This is a genomic window from Pseudomonas sp. Pseusp9 (assembly GCF_059491265.1).
This window is the reverse complement of record NZ_CP168500.1, coordinates 3667912-3683395: the sequence shown is the minus strand read 5'-3', so window position 1 is coordinate 3683395 and position 15484 is coordinate 3667912. Positions and strand designations below refer to the sequence as shown.

The following is a 15484-nucleotide window of genomic DNA, read 5'->3' as shown; positions in this document are numbered from 1 at the left end:
GAACGCCTTCAGGAGTACGCAAGATGCTCAACTTCTTCAGCAGCCCGCAGAACGTTCTTCATTTGTCGAGCCGTGTGCTCGGTGCTGGCCTGGCGATGCTGCTGGCCGGCATCTACGGTGCCTATCTTTACAACGGTCACCTGTCGATCGTCGTACTGGTGGCCATGCACGCCATGACCATTGTCGGTCCGACCCTGTTGAAAATCGGCTATGTCATGCGCCTGCTTTCCCAATATCGGCTGGGCCAAGACCCGGTCCGGGTGGTGGCTTGATGCGCCGGATTGCCGTTGCACCGGTATTCAGCCTTGGCTTCCGGCCGTTCTTTCTCGCCGGTGCCGGGTTCGCCGCTATCGCCGTGGCGATCTGGGCCTTATGGCTGTATGGGCGATTGCCCGGTGCGCAACCGGTGGGCGGCATGCTCGCCTGGCATCGGCATGAGATGCCCTTCGGATTCGCCTCGGCCATCATTGCCGGGTTCCTCCTGACCGCGGTGCCCAACTGGACCGGCCGAGCGGGGCTCAAGGGCTGGCCACTGATCGGCCTGGTGCTGGTGTGGCTGCTGGCGCGGCTGGCGTGGTTCCTGCCGATGCCGGCGCCCTTGCTGCTGGCTTTGCAAGTGCCGTTTCTGCCGCTGCTGGCGTGGGTGTTGGGGCGCGATCTGCTGGCCGCGGGCAAGCGCGAGAATTATCCGATTCTGTTGATGGTGTCGCTGCTGGCCGGGTGTCAGGCATTGACGTTGCTGGGGTTTGTCGTGGATGACGCCAATCTGCAACGGCATGGCGTGTTGGCCGCTTTATGGCTGGTGGGCGCGCTGATGAGCGTGATCGGCGGGCGGGTGATTCCGTTCTTCATCCAGCGCGGCTTGAATCGTCCGCCAACGCCTGCGGCCCACCCGTTGCCGGGCAAGGTGTTGCTGGTCAGCGCGATGCTGGCGGCGGTGTCTTTTGCCGTCGGTTTGAACGACGTCCCACGGGTGTGGCTGGCCGTGTTGTTTGCGTTGATCAGCGGTTTGCATCTGCTGCGGCTGTGGCGCTGGCATGACCGCGGCCTGTGGCGCGTGCCGCTGCTGTGGTCGTTGTACCTGGCTTATGCCTGGCTCGCGGTGGCGACGCTGGCCATGGCGCTGTGGCACCTGGGCGTGATGCCGCAACAAAGCCTGGCCACCCATTCGCTGGCCGTCGGCGGTATCGGCGGGTTGGTCCTGGCAATGATCGCGCGGGTCAGCCTGGGGCATACCGGGCGATTGTTGCAGCCGTCGAGGGCGATCGTTGTGGGGTTTGTCCTGTTGTTGCTGGCGGGGGCGAGCCGAGTCTGGCTGGTGCCTTTTTCCGGGTATGGCCTGGCGTTGTCGGCGCTGTTGTGGTGTGGCGCTTTTGCGGTTTTTGTCTGGCGCTACACAGGCATTTTGTTGGGGCCGAGGCTCTAGCAAATGGTTCCATGGCCGCCCTTCGAGGCGGCGTTTTCATGACCGGTGGTCGATGCGCCACGGTCTTCCGGCAAATTTGCGCTTAGCTGAAGGGATAGCCCGAGGCGTGCGCAGGTTGTACAAGACTGCAGCGACGCCCCTTCAGATCATCGTGAGTCTGAGGAACTGCGCCATGCTGACCCTGAACATCAATGGCCAGGATCAGGAGCTGGATGTCCCCGCCGACATGCCGCTGCTCTGGGTCTTGCGCGATGTCGCCCACCTCACCGGCACCAAATTCGGTTGCGGCATCGCCCAATGCGGGGCCTGCACCGTGCACGTCGACGGCGCGCCGCTACGTTCCTGTATCACACCGGCCACGGCTGTGGCCCAAGGGCAAAGGATTCTCACCATCGAAGGCCTGTCCGCGGACGGTTCGCACCCGGTGCAACAGGCCTGGGCGGAACTTGACGTGGTCCAGTGCGGCTACTGCCAGTCCGGGCAGATCATGTCGGCGGCAGCGTTGCTGGTGAAGATACCGAAACCGACCGACAACGACATCGATCAGGCACTGTCCGGCAATATCTGCCGCTGCGGCACTTATCCGCGGATTCGCGCCGCGGTCAAGCGCGCCGCCGAGCTGGGTTGAGGTTGCCATGAACAGCATCAACAGATTATCGCGCCGTGGCTTTCTCAAGGGCAGTGCGTGGCTGGGTGGTGGGCTGGTGGTCGCGTTTGTCATTCCCGGCGCTCACCGGTTCGCCATGGGCGCGCAGAACCAGGGCAACGTGTTCGCGCCAAACGCCTTCCTGCGCATTGGCAATGACAACAGCGTCACCGTGTTGCTGGGACACTCGGAAATGGGCCAGGGCATCTGGACCGGCCTGACCATGCTGATTGCCGAAGAACTTGACGCCGACTGGTCGAAAATCCGCGTCGAGCATGCTCCGGCATCGGCTGCCGATTACGGCTTGGCCGGGTTTGGCGGGATGCAAATCACCGGTGGTTCGACCTCGACCTGGATGGAGTTCGACCGCTATCGCCAAGCCGGCGCAGCGGCGCGCTTGATGCTGATCGAGGCGGCGGCCAAGCGTTTCAATGTTCCGCCGTCCGCGGTTCAAACCGAGTCGGGTGTGGTCATCGCTGGCGAGCATCGCGCCACGTATGGCGAACTGGCCGATGACGCAGGCCAATTGCCTCGGCCGAATCCGGCCGCGATCAAACTCAAGGACGCCAAGGACTGGCGGCTGATCGGCAAACCCACCAAGCGCCTGGACACGCCGGAGAAAATCACCGGTCGGGCAAAATTCGGCATGGATGTGCAGTTCGATGGGTTGATGACGGCGATGGTCGCCCGCTCACCCACCTTCGGCGGTAGCGTCAAATCCTTTGAAGGCGCAGACGCGCTGGCGATTCCGGGTGTACACAAAGTGGTACAGGTGCCGACAGGCATCGCAGTGATCGCCGATCATTACTGGGCGGCGAAGCTGGGCCGCGATGCGCTGAAAATTGACTGGAACCCGGGGCCGAATGCCGGGCTCAATAGCCAGGCGCTGCTGGAAAATTTCCGCAAACTCGCCACCACCCCAGGCCTGAATGCCGGTCAGGCCGGCGATACCCAGACTGCGCTGGCGAAAGCGGCGAAGACCATCGACGCTGAGTACAGCGTGCCTTATCTGGCCCACGCGCCGATGGAGCCGCTGAACTGCACGGTGCGCATCACCAAGGACAAGTGTGAAATCTGGACCGGCACCCAGTTTCAGACCCTGGACCAGATGGTCGCCGGGAAAATCACCGGGCTCAAGCCCGAGCAGGTCGAGATCCATACCGAGTTTCTGGGTGGCGGTTTCGGGCGTCGCGCCAATCCGACGTCGGATTTCGTCAGCGAAGCGGTGTATGTCGCCAAGGCCGCAGGTGCACCGGTGAAAACCGTGTGGGCGCGGGAGGATGACATCCGTGGTGGCTATTACCGCTCGGCGTTCCTGCACCATGCGCGCATCGGGCTGGATGCCGACGGCCTGCCGCTGGCCTGGAAGCATGTGATGGTCGGGCAGTCGATCATGGCCGGCACCTCGCTTGAAGCAAGCATGGTCAAGGACGGGATCGACAAGACTTCCGTCGAAGGCGTGGCCGACAGTCCCTACCTCCTGGGGCTGGCCAATCACCAGATCGAACTGCATTCACCGCAGACCGGGATCAGTGTGTTGTGGTTGCGTTCGGTGGGGCACACCCACACCGCATTTGTCATGGAATCGCTGATCGATGAACTGGCCACTGCAGCGCGCAAGGATCCGGTGGAGTATCGGCGCACCTTGCTCAAGGATCATCCGCGTCACCTCGGTGTGCTGAACCTTGCAGTGGAGAAAGCCAACTGGAAGGCGCCGCTGCCGGAGGGCCATGCCCTGGGCGTGGCGGTGCACGAGTCGTTCGGCAGTTACGTCGCTCAGGTGGCCGAAGTGTCCCAGGACAACCTCGCCATCCGCGTGCACCGGGTAGTGTGTGCGGTGGACTGCGGCATCGCGGTCAACCCGCAGAGCATCGCCGCGCAGATGGAGTCGTGCATTACCTTTGGCCTGGGTTTCACCTTGCACAGTAAGCTGACCCTCAAGGACGGGCAGGTGGTGCAGTCCAACTACCACGATTATCAGGTGCTGCGGCTCAACGAAATGCCCGTGGTCGAAGTGCATATCGTGCCCAGCAGCGACAAGCCCGGCGGCATCGGCGAAGCCGGTGTGCCGCCCACGGCACCGGCAGTGGCCAACGCGGTGTTTGCCCTGACCGGGCAGCGCCTGCGGGAGCTGCCGTTGCAGCTGTCGGGGGTGTGAGATGAAGCGACATCACTGGTTGCTTGGGGCGGTGATCCTGATCTGCCTCGTAGCCTACGCATCGCACGTGTTGGCCGATGACAGCGAGGCCTTGCAAGCGTTCGACACCGTGCAGAAGGTTTTCCAGAGCCCCCGTTGCCAGAACTGCCACATTCCCGGCGATTCGCCGCTGCAATTCGATGCCGGGGTGCCGCACGCGATGAATGTCGTGCGAGGCATGGACGGCAAGGGCTCGGCCGGGTTGCCCTGTGCAACCTGCCATGCGCAAAGCAATCCGCCGGCCAGTTATGGACCTCACGCGCCGCCCGGAGCGCCACACTGGAGCCTGCCGCCGGCAGCGCAGCGGATGGCCTGGATCGGTCTGCCGGCCGACCGGCTATGCGCGATGATCAAGGATCGCTCGAGCAACGGCGACCGGGATTTCGCTGCGCTGATCAAACACGTCAGCGACGACAAATTGGTGTTATGGGGCTGGAATCCTGGCGGCAATCGCGCGCCGGTGCCGGTGCCCCATGATGTCTTCGTCACCCGGTTCAAGCGCTGGGCCGATGCAGGAGGGCCGTGCCCGGTCTCGGGTAGCTGACCAACGGCACATCAACAGGGAGTCAACGCGGGCATGGGCGACTCTAACGTGCATACCTGCCAAAGGAGTGAACGATGTTGATCTCAGGCAAAACGGGCAAATCGGGTCGGTCCGCCAACTCGTTGCTCACGCCACAGCAAGAACGTGAACGGCTGCGCGATCTGGCGCGCCAGGCCGAGCGATCGTTGGCGGGCGTGCAAATGGCGAGCATGGATGAGTTGACACTGTTATCCAATCGTCATGGCTTCAGCGAACTGGCCCGACTCGGGCTGGACGCTTGCCGGGAACTGCAGACGTCGGCGACGCTGCTGTACTTCACTCTCGATGAATTCAAACACATTTGCTATCTGTATGGTCGGGCCAAAGGTGATGACGCGCTCAAGACATTCGCCGATGTCCTGCGCATCGGCTTTCGTGAAAACGATGTGGTCGGACGGCTCGAAGGCGACCGGTTCGCAGCGCTGCTGACCGGTTCCAGTGTCGTGGAGATTGCAGCGATCAAGGCGCGACTCGATGAGATACTCGACGAACGCAACGCCACGGCGCATCGCAGTTATGACATTCGGTTCCGCGTTGTCCAGGTCGAGTATGACCCTGAGGTTCACGAGTCAATCGAGGAACTGCTGAGTGAGGCCGAGAGTGTGATGAGCCGCTAGTGCTGTGGTGTATTGGCGGGCCTCTTCGCGAGCAGGCTCGCTCCCACAGGTGGGTGTGAACAACAGTGGTCAGTGTGGGAGCGAGCCTGCTCGCGAAGAGGCCCTGACAGGCGCTACATACTTTCATTTGGCAAACAACTGCCCGATATCCTTGAACGCCTTGAACTCCAGCGCATTTCCGCAAGGATCAAACAGAAACATCGTCGCCTGTTCCCCCACCAGCCCCTGAAAACGAATCCCCGGCTCGATCACGAAGCGAGTCCCCAGCGACTTCAGCCGCTCGGCCAGCGCCTCCCACTCCGCCATGCCGAGCACCACGCCAAAGTGCGGCACCGGTACATCGTGACCATCAACGGCATTGGTGTGCGCAGCTTCCTGCGCAGGGCTTTTCGGCGCCAGGTGAATCACCAGTTGATGACCGAAGAAGTTGAAATCCACCCAGTGATCGCTTGACCGACCTTCCTCCAGGCCAAACACCTCGCCGTAAAAGCGCCGGGCGGCAGACAAGTCGTAGACAGGAATGGCCAGGTGAAAAGGAGACAGTTGCATCAGTCGTACCTCGAAGGTGGGGGCGTGTGTTGAGTTTAGCCCTGTGTTTTTTGATTGAAAGACGATAATTTTTGCGTCGAGCTCAAATTATTTCGATCAATCGAGGCCGCTATGCTGCGAGAGCTGAAAACCTTTGTCGCCGTGGCGCGTCACGGCACCTTTGCCGCGGCTGGCATGCACATCGGCCTGACGCAATCGGCGGTCAGCGCGCAGATTCGCAACCTGGAACGGGCCCTTGGCGTTCGATTATTTGATCGCACCGGACGCCAGGCAGTGCTCAATGCGGCGGGACAGCGAGCATTGCCGATGGCCAGGGACATGCTCGAAACCTTCAGCCGCATGGCCGTCAGTGAAGATCTCGGTGAGTACCGTGGCGAGTTGAAAATCGGTGCGGTGGCGACGGCGCAGACCGGGTTGCTGCCACAGGCGCTGCTGCGATTGCGCCAGCAGGCACCCTTGCTGGAACCCAAGCTGGTGCCCGGTGTATCACTGAACTTGCTGAGCCAGGTGGACACGGGAGAAGTGGATCTGGCGATCCTGATCAAGCCGCCGTTCGAGTTGCCCAAGGAGTTGTTCGCGCAGGTGATTCGCCGGGAGCCGTTTGTGCTGATCGTGCCGGCGGACCTGGAGGGTGATGATCCGCTGCAACTGCTCGCCGAGCACCCGCATGTGCGCTATGACCGCAATTCGTTTGGCGGGCGGCAGGTGACGCGCTTTCTGCGAGAGCAACGGATCGAAGTGCACGTGGCGCTGGAGCTGGATGAACTGGAGGCCATTGTCAAAATGGTCGAGTGTGGGTTGGGGATTTCGTTGTTGCCGGAGGCGGGGCTGTGGCTGGAGCATGGGGCGAAGGTCAGGGTGATTCGGTTGGGCGAGTTGACCTTCTACCGCGAGATCGTGCTGTTGCAGCGCTATAGCCAGCGAAAGCAGCCGATTCAGCAGTTGTTCGCCAAATGCCTGAACACCGAATAACCCTGTGGGAGCGAGCCTGCTCGCGAAGGCGTACCGATATTCGATATTGAAGTTGGCTGACACACTGCCTTCGCGAGCAGGCTCGCTCCCACAAAGGGGGGGGGGCGGTGTCGCGCGGGAAATCGCAGGCATAAAAAACCCGCCAGACGAGGCGGGTTTTCTGGCTGGGCGAAGATTACTCTTCGATGCTGCCCATGGCCGTGGTGTTGAAGCCACCGTCCACGTACATGATTTCACCGCTGATGCCGGACGCCAGGTCCGAGCACAGGAAGGCGCCGGCGTTGCCGACTTCTTCGATGGTGACGTTGCGGCGCAGCGGCGTTTGCGCTTCGTTGGCGGCCAGCATCTTGCGGAAGTTCTTGATGCCGGAAGCGGCGAGGGTGCGGATCGGGCCAGCCGATACACAGTTGACGCGAGTACCGTCCGGGCCCAGGGAGCCGGCCAGGTAGCGTACGCCGGCTTCCAGGGAGGCCTTGGCCATGCCCATTACGTTGTAGTTCGGCATGGTGCGCTCGGCGCCCAGGTACGACAGGGTCAGCAGGCTGCCGTTGCGGCCTTTCATCATTTCACGGCCAGCCTTGGCCAGGGCCACGAAGCTGTAGGCGCTGATGTCGTGAGAGATGCGGAAACCTTCACGGGTGGTGGCTTCGGTGAAGTCGCCGTCCAGTTGGTCGCCCGGTGCGAAGCCGACGGAGTGCACGATGCAGTCCAGGCCATCCCACTTCTTGCTCAGTTCTTCGAAGACCTTGGCGATTTCTTCATCGCTGGCCACGTCGCACGGGAAGCACAGCTCAGGGCTCGAACCCCAGCCTTGTGCGAATTCTTCGACACGACCCTTGAGTTTGTCGTTCTGATAAGTGAAGGCAAGCTCAGCGCCCTCGCGATGCATGGCGGCAGCAATGCCGGATGCGATGGACAGCTTGCTGGCGACACCGACGATCAGTACGCGCTTACCGGCGAGAAAACCCATGTGTTGCTCCTCTTTCAGGTTATTGCGCAGTGGCCGGAGCCAAAAAAGCGGCTTCCAGCAACTGCTGTGTATACGGATGTTTGGGGGCGGCAAAAATGCTTTGCGCGTCTCCCTGTTCGACCACTTGGCCATGCTTGACCACCATCAACTGGTGGCTCAGCGCTTTCACCACAGCCAGGTCATGGCTGATAAACAGATACGTCAGGTTGTACTTGGTTTGCAGCGAACGCAAAAGCTCCACTACCTGGCGTTGTACCGTGCGGTCGAGGGCCGAAGTCGGCTCGTCCAGCAAAATCAACGCCGGTTTTAACACCAATGCCCGGGCAATGGCGATTCTCTGCCGTTGCCCGCCGGAAAATTCGTGGGGGTAGCGGTGCCGGGTTTCCGGATCCAGACCTACCTCCTTCAGTGCTGCAATGATCGCTTGTTCCTGTTCTGCCTCTGTGCCCATCTTGTGGATCCGCAAGCCTTCGCCAACGATGTCATTCACGCACATCCGTGGGCTCAGGCTGCCGAACGGGTCCTGAAACACCACTTGCATCTCCCGCCGCAGCGGCCGGACCTGTTGCTGCGTCAGGCAGTCTAGCGGCTGGCCTTCAAAGCGAATGGCGCCTTTGCTGGCGATCAACCGCAAAATCGCCAGGCCCAGCGTCGATTTGCCGGAACCGCTTTCACCCACGATCCCCAGGGTCTGGCCCTGGGGCAGGCTGAAATTGATGCCGTCGACCGCCTTGATGTAATCCACCGTGCGCTTGAGCAAGCCTTTCTTGATCGGAAACCAGACTTTCAGGTCCTCGACCGCCAGCAAGGGCGGGCCGATCACGTTGCTTGCAGGCTTGCCGCCGGGCTCCGCTGCCAGCAGTTCCCGAGTGTACGGATGCTGCGGCGCGCGGAACAACTCTTCGCACGATGCCTGTTCGACGATGCAACCTTGCTGCATGACACATACGCGATGCGCAATTCTTCGTACAAGGTTCAAATCATGGCTGATCAGCAGCAGGGCCATGCCCAATCGGGTCTGCAATTCCTTGAGCAATTCGAGGATTTTCAGCTGAACGGTCACGTCCAGTGCAGTGGTCGGCTCGTCGGCGATCAGCAGTTCCGGCTCGTTGGCCAAGGCCATGGCGATCATCACCCGCTGACGCTGGCCGCCGGACAATTCGTGGGGCAGGGCCTTGAGGCGCGTGTGCGGCTCGGGGATGCCGACCATCTCCAGCAATTCCAGCGTACGTTTGGTCGCGACCTTGCCGGTCAGCCCCTTGTGGATGCCCAGTACCTCGTTGATCTGCTTTTGAATCGAGTGCAGGGGATTGAGCGAGGTCATCGGCTCCTGGAAGATCATCGCGATGCGGTTGCCGCGAATGTGGCGAATGGTTTTTTCTTTCAGGTTCAGCAGGTTCTGCCCGGAATAGGCGATGGTTCCGGACGGATGCCGGGCGAGCGGGTAGGGCAGCAGGCGCAGGATCGAGTGTGCGGTGACCGATTTGCCGGAACCGCTCTCGCCGACCAGGGCCAGGGTTTCGCCGCGCTTGATGTCGAAGCTGACGCCTTCGACGGCCCGCTGGCAGCGATTGCCGACGACAAAGTCGACGGACAGGTCGCGCACTTCGATCAGATTGTCCTGATTCATCTCACTTCCTCGGGTCGAAGGCATCGCGAGCGGACTCGCCGATGAACACCAGCAAACTCAACATCAAGGCCAGCACCGCAAAGGCGCTGATGCCCAGCCACGGCGCCTGCAGGTTGGATTTGCCCTGGGCCACCAGTTCCCCCAGCGAAGGGCTGCCCGCCGGCAGGCCGAAGCCGAGGAAGTCCAGGGCGGTCAATGTGCCGATGGCGCCGGTGAGGATGAACGGCATGAAGGTCATGGTCGAGACCATCGCGTTGGGCAGAATGTGGCGGAACATGATCGCGCCATTCTGCATGCCCAGGGCGCGGGCGGCGCGTACGTATTCCAGGTTGCGCCCGCGCAGGAACTCGGCGCGCACCACGTCCACCAGGCTCATCCACGAGAACAGCAGCATGATCCCCAGCAGCCACCAGAAGTTGGGCTGCACGAAACTGGCGAGGATGATCAGCAGGTACAACACCGGCAGCCCTGACCAGATCTCCAGGAAGCGCTGCCCGGCCAGATCCACCCAGCCGCCGTAGAAACCCTGCAAGGCCCCGGCGATCACGCCGATGATCGAGCTGAGCACGGTCAGGGTCAGGGCGAACAGTACCGAAATGCGGAAGCCGTAGATCACCCGGGCCAGCACATCGCGGCCCTGATCGTCGGTGCCCAGCAGGTTGTCCGTCGACGGTGGGGCCGGGGCTGGTACCTTCAGGTCGTAGTTGATGCTCTGGTAGCTGTAGGGAATCGGCGCCCACAGCACCCAGGCGTCCTTGGCCTTGAGCAGTTCGCGGATGTACGGACTCTTGTAATTGGCTTCCAGCGGAAATTCGCCGCCGAAGGTGGTTTCCGGGTAGCGCTTGAGCGCCGGGAAGTACCAGTTGTTGTCGTAATGCACCGCCAGTGGCTTGTCGTTGGCGATCAACTCGGCGCCGAGGCTGGCGCCGAACAGGATCAGGAACAGCCACAGCGACCACCAGCCACGCCTGTTGGCCCTGAACAGTTCGAAGCGCCGGCGATTGAGGGGGGACAGGTTCATCTCAATGCTCCCGGCTTTCGAAGTCGATGCGCGGATCGACAAGGGTGTAGGTGAGGTCGCCGATCAGTTTCACCACCAGCCCAAGCAGGGTGAAGATGAACAGCGTGCCGAACACCACCGGGTAATCGCGGTTGATCGCCGATTCGAAACTCATCAGGCCGAGGCCGTCGAGGGAGAAGATCACCTCCACCAGCAACGAGCCGGTGAAGAAGATGCCGATCAAGGCTGAAGGGAAACCGGCAATCACCAGCAGCATGGCGTTGCGGAACACGTGGCCGTACAGCACACGGTGGTTGGTCAGGCCCTTGGCCTTGGCGGTGATCACGTACTGTTTGTTGATTTCGTCGAGGAAGCTGTTCTTGGTCAACAGGGTCATGGTCGCGAAGTTGCCGATGACCAGCGCGGTCACCGGCAGCGCCAGGTGCCAGAAGTAGTCGAGGATCTTGCCGCCCATGCTCAGTTCATCGAAGTTGTTCGAGGTCAGCCCGCGCAAGGGGAACCAGTCCAGGTAACTGCCGCCGGCAAATACCACGATCAACAGGATGGCGAACAGGAACGCCGGGATCGCGTAGCCGACGATGATCGCCGAACTGGTCCAGACGTCGAAGTGGCTGCCGTGCCGGGTCGCCTTGGCGATGCCCAGCGGGATCGACACCAGGTACATGATCAGCGTGCTCCACAGCCCGAGGGAGATCGAGACCGGCATCTTTTCCTTGATCAGGTCGATGACCTTGGCGTCGCGGAAGAAGCTGTCGCCGAAATCCAGGGACGCGTAGTTCTTGACCATGATCCACAGGCGTTCCGGCGCCGATTTGTCGAAGCCGTACATGTGCTCGATTTCCTTGACCAGCGCCGGGTCCAGGCCCTGGGCGCCGCGATAGGCCGAGCCTGCCACCGACACTTCGGCACCGCCACCGGCGATACGGCTGGTGGCCCCTTCAAAGCCTTCGAGCTTGGCGATCATCTGCTCCACCGGCCCGCCCGGAGCGGCCTGGATGATCACGAAGTTGATCAGCAAGATGCCGAACAGGGTCGGGATGATCAGCAGCAGTCGCCGAAAAATGTACGCCAGCATCTGATTACTCCGTGCCCGCAGGTTCGGCCTGCAGTGTGGTTTCGACTTCTATCGCAGGCTTGATATCAGGCTTGACCCACCAGGTGGCCGTGCCGATGTCGTATTTAGGCGAGACCTTCGGGTGGCCGATATGGTTCCAGTACGCCACGCGCCAGGTCTTGATGTGCCAGTTGGGTATTACGTAATAGCCCCATTGCAGAACGCGGTCCAGCGCGCGGGCATGGGCCACCAGGCTCTTGCGCGAATCGGCGTTGATCAGTTGCTCGACCAGTTGATCGACCACCGGGTCTTTCAGGCCCATGGAGTTGCGGCTGCCGGGTTTGTCGGCGGCGGCCGACATCCAGAATTCCCGTTGTTCGTTCCCCGGCGAGTTGGACTGCGGGAAGCTGCCGACAATCATGTCGAAGTCTCGGGAGCGTACGCGGTTGATGTATTGCGAGACGTCGACCCGGCGAATCACCAGATCGATCCCCAGGTCGCTCAGGTTGCGTTTGAACGGCAGCAACACCCGTTCGAATTCAGTTTGGGCCAGCAGGAACTCGATGACCACCGGTTTGCCGGTGGCGTCGACCATCTTGTCATCGACGATGCGCCAGCCGGCTTCCTGCAGCAGTTGATAGGCTTCGCGCTGCTGGGTGCGAATCATGCCGCTGCCGTCGGTGGTCGGGTTCTGGAACGCTTCGCTGAATACTTGCGGTGGCAGCTTGCTGCGCAACGGGTCGAGGATCGCCACCTGATCGGCATCCGGCAGACCGGTGGCGGCCATTTCCGAGTTCTCGAAGTAGCTGCGGGTACGCGCATAGGCGCTGTTGAACAGCTGCTTGTTGGTCCATTCGAAGTCCAGCAAAAGCGACAAGGCCTGGCGCACGCGCACATCCTGGAACACCGGGCGGCGCAAATTGAACACGAACCCTTGCATGCCGGTTGGATTGCCGTTGGGAATCTGTTCCTTGACCAGCCGGCCTTCGGTGACCGCTGGCGTGTTGTAGGCGTTGGCCCAGTTTTTCGCAGTCATTTCCAGCCAGTAGTCGAACTGTCCGGCCTTCAAGGCTTCCAGGGCCACGGTGTTGTCGCGGTAGTAATCGGTGGTCATCACATCGAAGTTATAGAAACCCCGATTGACCGGCAGGTCCTTGCCCCAGTAATCCTTGACGCGCTCATAGCGTACCGAGCGCCCGGCCTTCACTTCGCTGACCTTGTACGGGCCGCTACCCAGCGGAATTTCCAGGTTGCCCTTGTTGAAGTCGCGGTCGGCCCACCAATGTTTGGGCAGCACCGGCAGTTGGCCAAGGATCAGCGGCAGCTCGCGGTTGTTGGTGTGCTTGAACTTGAACAGTACGGTGAGCGGGTCTTCGGCGACCACTTCCGCCACGTCGTTGTAGTAGCCGCGGTACATCGGGGCACCGTCCTTGGTCAGCATCTGGAAGCTGAACACCACGTCTTCGGCGCGTACCGGATGACCGTCATGGAAGCGTGCTTCGGGGCGCAGGTAGAAGCGCACCCAAGCGTTGTCCGGGGCTTTTTCGATCAGTCGGGCAATCAGGCCGTACTCGGTGAACGGTTCGTCCAGGCCTTGCTTGGCCAGGGTGTCGTAGATCATGCCGATGTCGTCCGCCGGCACGCCTTTGCTGATGAATGGGTTGAGGCTGTCGAAGCCGCCGAAACCGGCCTGACGGAATATCCCGCCCTTGGGCGCGTCCGGATTGACGTAGTCGAAGTGTTTGAAATCGGCCGGGTATTTCGGCGGCTCGTTGTACAGGGTCACTGCGTGTTGCGGGGCGGCGCAGGCCAGCCCGGCAAACAACAGGCCGCTGGCCTGCAAGAGCAGGGTGCGGATGGGCTTCATTGATCTTTCTCCGAAGATTTCAGCCACCACGCGTTCAGGCCCAGGGTATAGGGCGGCGTGGTGACGAAGGCGAGCCGGTTGCGGTACGCCAGGCGGTGATTATTGAGGTACCAGTTGGGAACGATGTAGTGCTGCCACAGCAGCACGCGATCGAGGGCCTTGCCGGCGGCGACTTGCTCGTCGCGGGTCCGGGCGGCCAGCAACTGTTCGAGCAAATGGTCGACCACCGGGTTGGCGATGCCGGCGTAGTTCTTGCTGCCCTTGACCCCGGCCTGGCTGGAGTGAAAGTACTGCCACTGCTCCAGGCCCGGGCTGAGGGTCTGGTTGAGGGTCATCAGAATCATGTCGAAATCGAATTGGTCGAGGCGCTGTTTGTATTGCGCGCGATCGACCGTGCGTAATTGCGCATCGATGCCGATGCTGGCGAGGTTCTCGACATAAGGCTGGAGAATGCGTTCCAGGTTCGGGTTGACCAGCAGCAGTTCCAGCCGCAAGGGTTGCCCGGCGGTGTTCTGCAGGCGCTGGCCATTGAGCTTCCAGCCGGCTTCGGCAAGCAGGCCGAGGGCTTTGCGCAAGGTCTCCCTGGGGATGGCGCGTCCATCGGTCTGCGGCAGGCTGAACGGTTCGCTAAAAAGCCTGGCCGGCAGTTGTTCACGATAGGGCTTGAGCAACAGCCATTCATGCCCGACCGGTAAACCGCCGGCCGAGAATTCACTGTTGGGGTAGTAGCTCATGGCGCGTTGGTAGGCACCGCCGAACAGTGTGCGGTTGGTCCATTCGAAATTGAACATCAGCCCCAGCGCTTCACGGACCTTGGCGTCCGAGAATGTCGGGCGACGGCTGTTCATGAACAGGCCCTGGGTCTGGGTCGGGATCTGGTGGGGAATCTGTGCCTTGATCACGTCGCCGCGGCGTATGGCGGGAAAGTTGTAGCCGGTGTCCCAGTTCTTCGCCTGATGCTCGATATAGATGTCGAATTCACCGGCCTTGAAAGCCTCGAACGCCACGTCGCTGTCGCGGTAGAACTCGACTTCCATGCGGTCGAAGTTGTACTTGCCGCGATTGACCGGCAGGTCCTTGCCCCAGTAATCCTTGACCCGTTCGAAGACGATCTGTCGCCCTGGTGTGACTGACGTGATGCGATAGGGTCCGCTGCCCAGTGGCGGGTCGAAGGTGGTGGCCTTGAAATCGCGACCTTTCCAGTAGTGCTGCGCCAGTACCGGCATTTCCCCCAGGCGCAGGATCAGCAGCGGATTGCCGGCACGCTTGAACACGAAACGGACCCGCTGCGGGTTGAGGATGTCGACCCGCTGCACTTCCTGAAGGCTGGTGCGGTACAGCGGATGGCCTTCCTTGAGCAGCAGGCGATAGGAGAACGCGACGTCGTAGGCGGTGATCGGCGTACCGTCATGGAAGCGTGCTTCGGGACGCAGGTTGAACACCACCCAGCTGCGGTCCTCGCTGTACTCCACCGACTGGGCAATCAGGCCATAGCTGGACGCGGGCTCGTCACCCGAAGGCGCGTACTGCCCGGTGCCGACCATCAGCGGCTCGTTGAGCTCGTTGATGCCGTACTGCAGAAAGTTCGGTGTGGTGACCGGGCTGGTGCCCTTGAAGGTGTACGGGTTGAGCGTATCGAAGGTGCCAAACGCCATCACCCGCAACGTACCGCCCTTGGGCGCTTGCGGGTTGACCCAGTCGAAGTGGGTAAATCGGGCCGGATACTTGAGCGTGCCGAACTGCGCATAACCATGGCTTTCGCTGATCGTCGCGCTTGCGGTGGAACTCAAGGCCAGGCTGATCAGTAGCAGTGGCAGGGGACGCTTCAAATAGGGGGTCCGATCCAGGCGGCTTGGGCATTATGGATCGTACAGTAACAGCTTGTATGGACAGGAAAAAGACGGGGGTTAAATGCGTAATATCGGCCGGCGGCAATTATTTTTTTTGCACTG

General features: G+C 61.4%; 14 protein-coding genes. 7 read left to right on the top strand and 7 right to left on the bottom strand.

The features are described from left to right. Window positions 1-23 precede the first annotated feature (23 nt). The 6 genes from ACEN8E_RS16430 (at window position 24) to ACEN8E_RS16405 (ending at window position 5469) form a co-directional block, all read left to right on the top strand. Window positions 24-272: a transmembrane sensor/regulator PpyR gene (locus tag ACEN8E_RS16430; RefSeq protein WP_495588999.1), complete on the top strand. Its 249-nt coding sequence runs from the start codon at window positions 24-26 to the stop codon at window positions 270-272. Next, entirely contained in the window at window positions 272-1426 is a 1155-nt protein-coding gene (locus tag ACEN8E_RS16425) for an NnrS family protein (RefSeq protein WP_495588998.1), read from the top strand. Before ACEN8E_RS16430 ends, ACEN8E_RS16425 begins: the two co-directional genes overlap by 1 nt. Window positions 1427-1598: 172 nt before the next feature. Further along, window positions 1599-2054, top strand: coding sequence for a (2Fe-2S)-binding protein (locus tag ACEN8E_RS16420; RefSeq protein WP_495588997.1), 456 nt, complete (start codon window positions 1599-1601; stop codon window positions 2052-2054). Between the two features lie 7 nt (window positions 2055-2061). Then, window positions 2062-4230 carry a xanthine dehydrogenase family protein molybdopterin-binding subunit gene (locus tag ACEN8E_RS16415; RefSeq protein WP_495588996.1) on the top strand — a complete coding sequence of 723 codons (2169 nt, stop codon included), beginning with the start codon at window positions 2062-2064 and terminating at the stop codon, window positions 4228-4230. Window position 4231: 1 nt separating this feature from the next. Continuing rightward, window positions 4232-4813 carry a hypothetical protein gene (locus tag ACEN8E_RS16410; RefSeq protein ID WP_495588995.1) on the top strand — a complete coding sequence of 194 codons (582 nt, stop codon included), beginning with the start codon at window positions 4232-4234 and terminating at the stop codon, window positions 4811-4813. Between the two features lie 74 nt (window positions 4814-4887). Further along, the gene (locus tag ACEN8E_RS16405) at window positions 4888-5469 is read left to right on the top strand and encodes a GGDEF domain-containing protein (protein ID WP_495588994.1); all 582 of its coding nucleotides are present in this window, start codon (window positions 4888-4890) and stop codon (window positions 5467-5469) included. A gap of 123 nt (window positions 5470-5592) precedes the next feature. Here the strand turns inward: ACEN8E_RS16405 and ACEN8E_RS16400 are convergent, their stop codons facing one another. Next, window positions 5593-6018 (bottom strand): VOC family protein, encoded by a 426-nt coding sequence (locus ACEN8E_RS16400; RefSeq protein ID WP_495588993.1) that lies wholly within the window; start codon window positions 6016-6018, stop codon window positions 5593-5595. Window positions 6019-6129: 111 nt separating this feature from the next. Here ACEN8E_RS16400 and ACEN8E_RS16395 point away from each other — a divergent pair, with 111 nt between their 5' ends. After that, window positions 6130-6990, top strand: a complete 861-nt coding sequence (locus tag ACEN8E_RS16395) for a LysR family transcriptional regulator (protein ID WP_495588992.1) — start codon at window positions 6130-6132, stop codon at window positions 6988-6990. Window positions 6991-7165: 175 nt separating this feature from the next. Here ACEN8E_RS16395 and fabI read toward each other — a convergent pair whose 3' ends face one another. Genes fabI through ACEN8E_RS16365 form a run of 6 tightly spaced genes read right to left on the bottom strand, consistent with a single transcriptional unit; the run spans window position 7166 to window position 15349 of the window. Then, window positions 7166-7960, bottom strand: a complete 795-nt coding sequence (gene fabI, locus ACEN8E_RS16390) for an enoyl-ACP reductase FabI (protein WP_057715039.1) — start codon at window positions 7958-7960, stop codon at window positions 7166-7168. Between the two features lie 19 nt (window positions 7961-7979). Next, the gene (locus ACEN8E_RS16385; RefSeq protein WP_495588991.1) at window positions 7980-9590 is read right to left on the bottom strand and encodes an ABC transporter ATP-binding protein; all 1611 of its coding nucleotides are present in this window, start codon (window positions 9588-9590) and stop codon (window positions 7980-7982) included. Window position 9591: 1 nt separating this feature from the next. Beyond that, window positions 9592-10611: an ABC transporter permease gene (locus tag ACEN8E_RS16380; RefSeq protein ID WP_495588990.1), complete on the bottom strand. Its 1020-nt coding sequence runs from the start codon at window positions 10609-10611 to the stop codon at window positions 9592-9594. Window position 10612: 1 nt separating this feature from the next. After that, entirely contained in the window at window positions 10613-11686 is a 1074-nt protein-coding gene (locus ACEN8E_RS16375) for a microcin C ABC transporter permease YejB (protein WP_495588989.1), read from the bottom strand. A gap of 4 nt (window positions 11687-11690) precedes the next feature. Next, window positions 11691-13532 (bottom strand): extracellular solute-binding protein, encoded by a 1842-nt coding sequence (locus ACEN8E_RS16370; protein WP_495588988.1) that lies wholly within the window; start codon window positions 13530-13532, stop codon window positions 11691-11693. Then, window positions 13529-15349, bottom strand: coding sequence for an extracellular solute-binding protein (locus tag ACEN8E_RS16365; protein ID WP_495593339.1), 1821 nt, complete (start codon window positions 15347-15349; stop codon window positions 13529-13531). Before ACEN8E_RS16365 ends, ACEN8E_RS16370 begins: the two co-directional genes overlap by 4 nt. Between the last annotated feature and the right edge of the window lie 135 nt (window positions 15350-15484).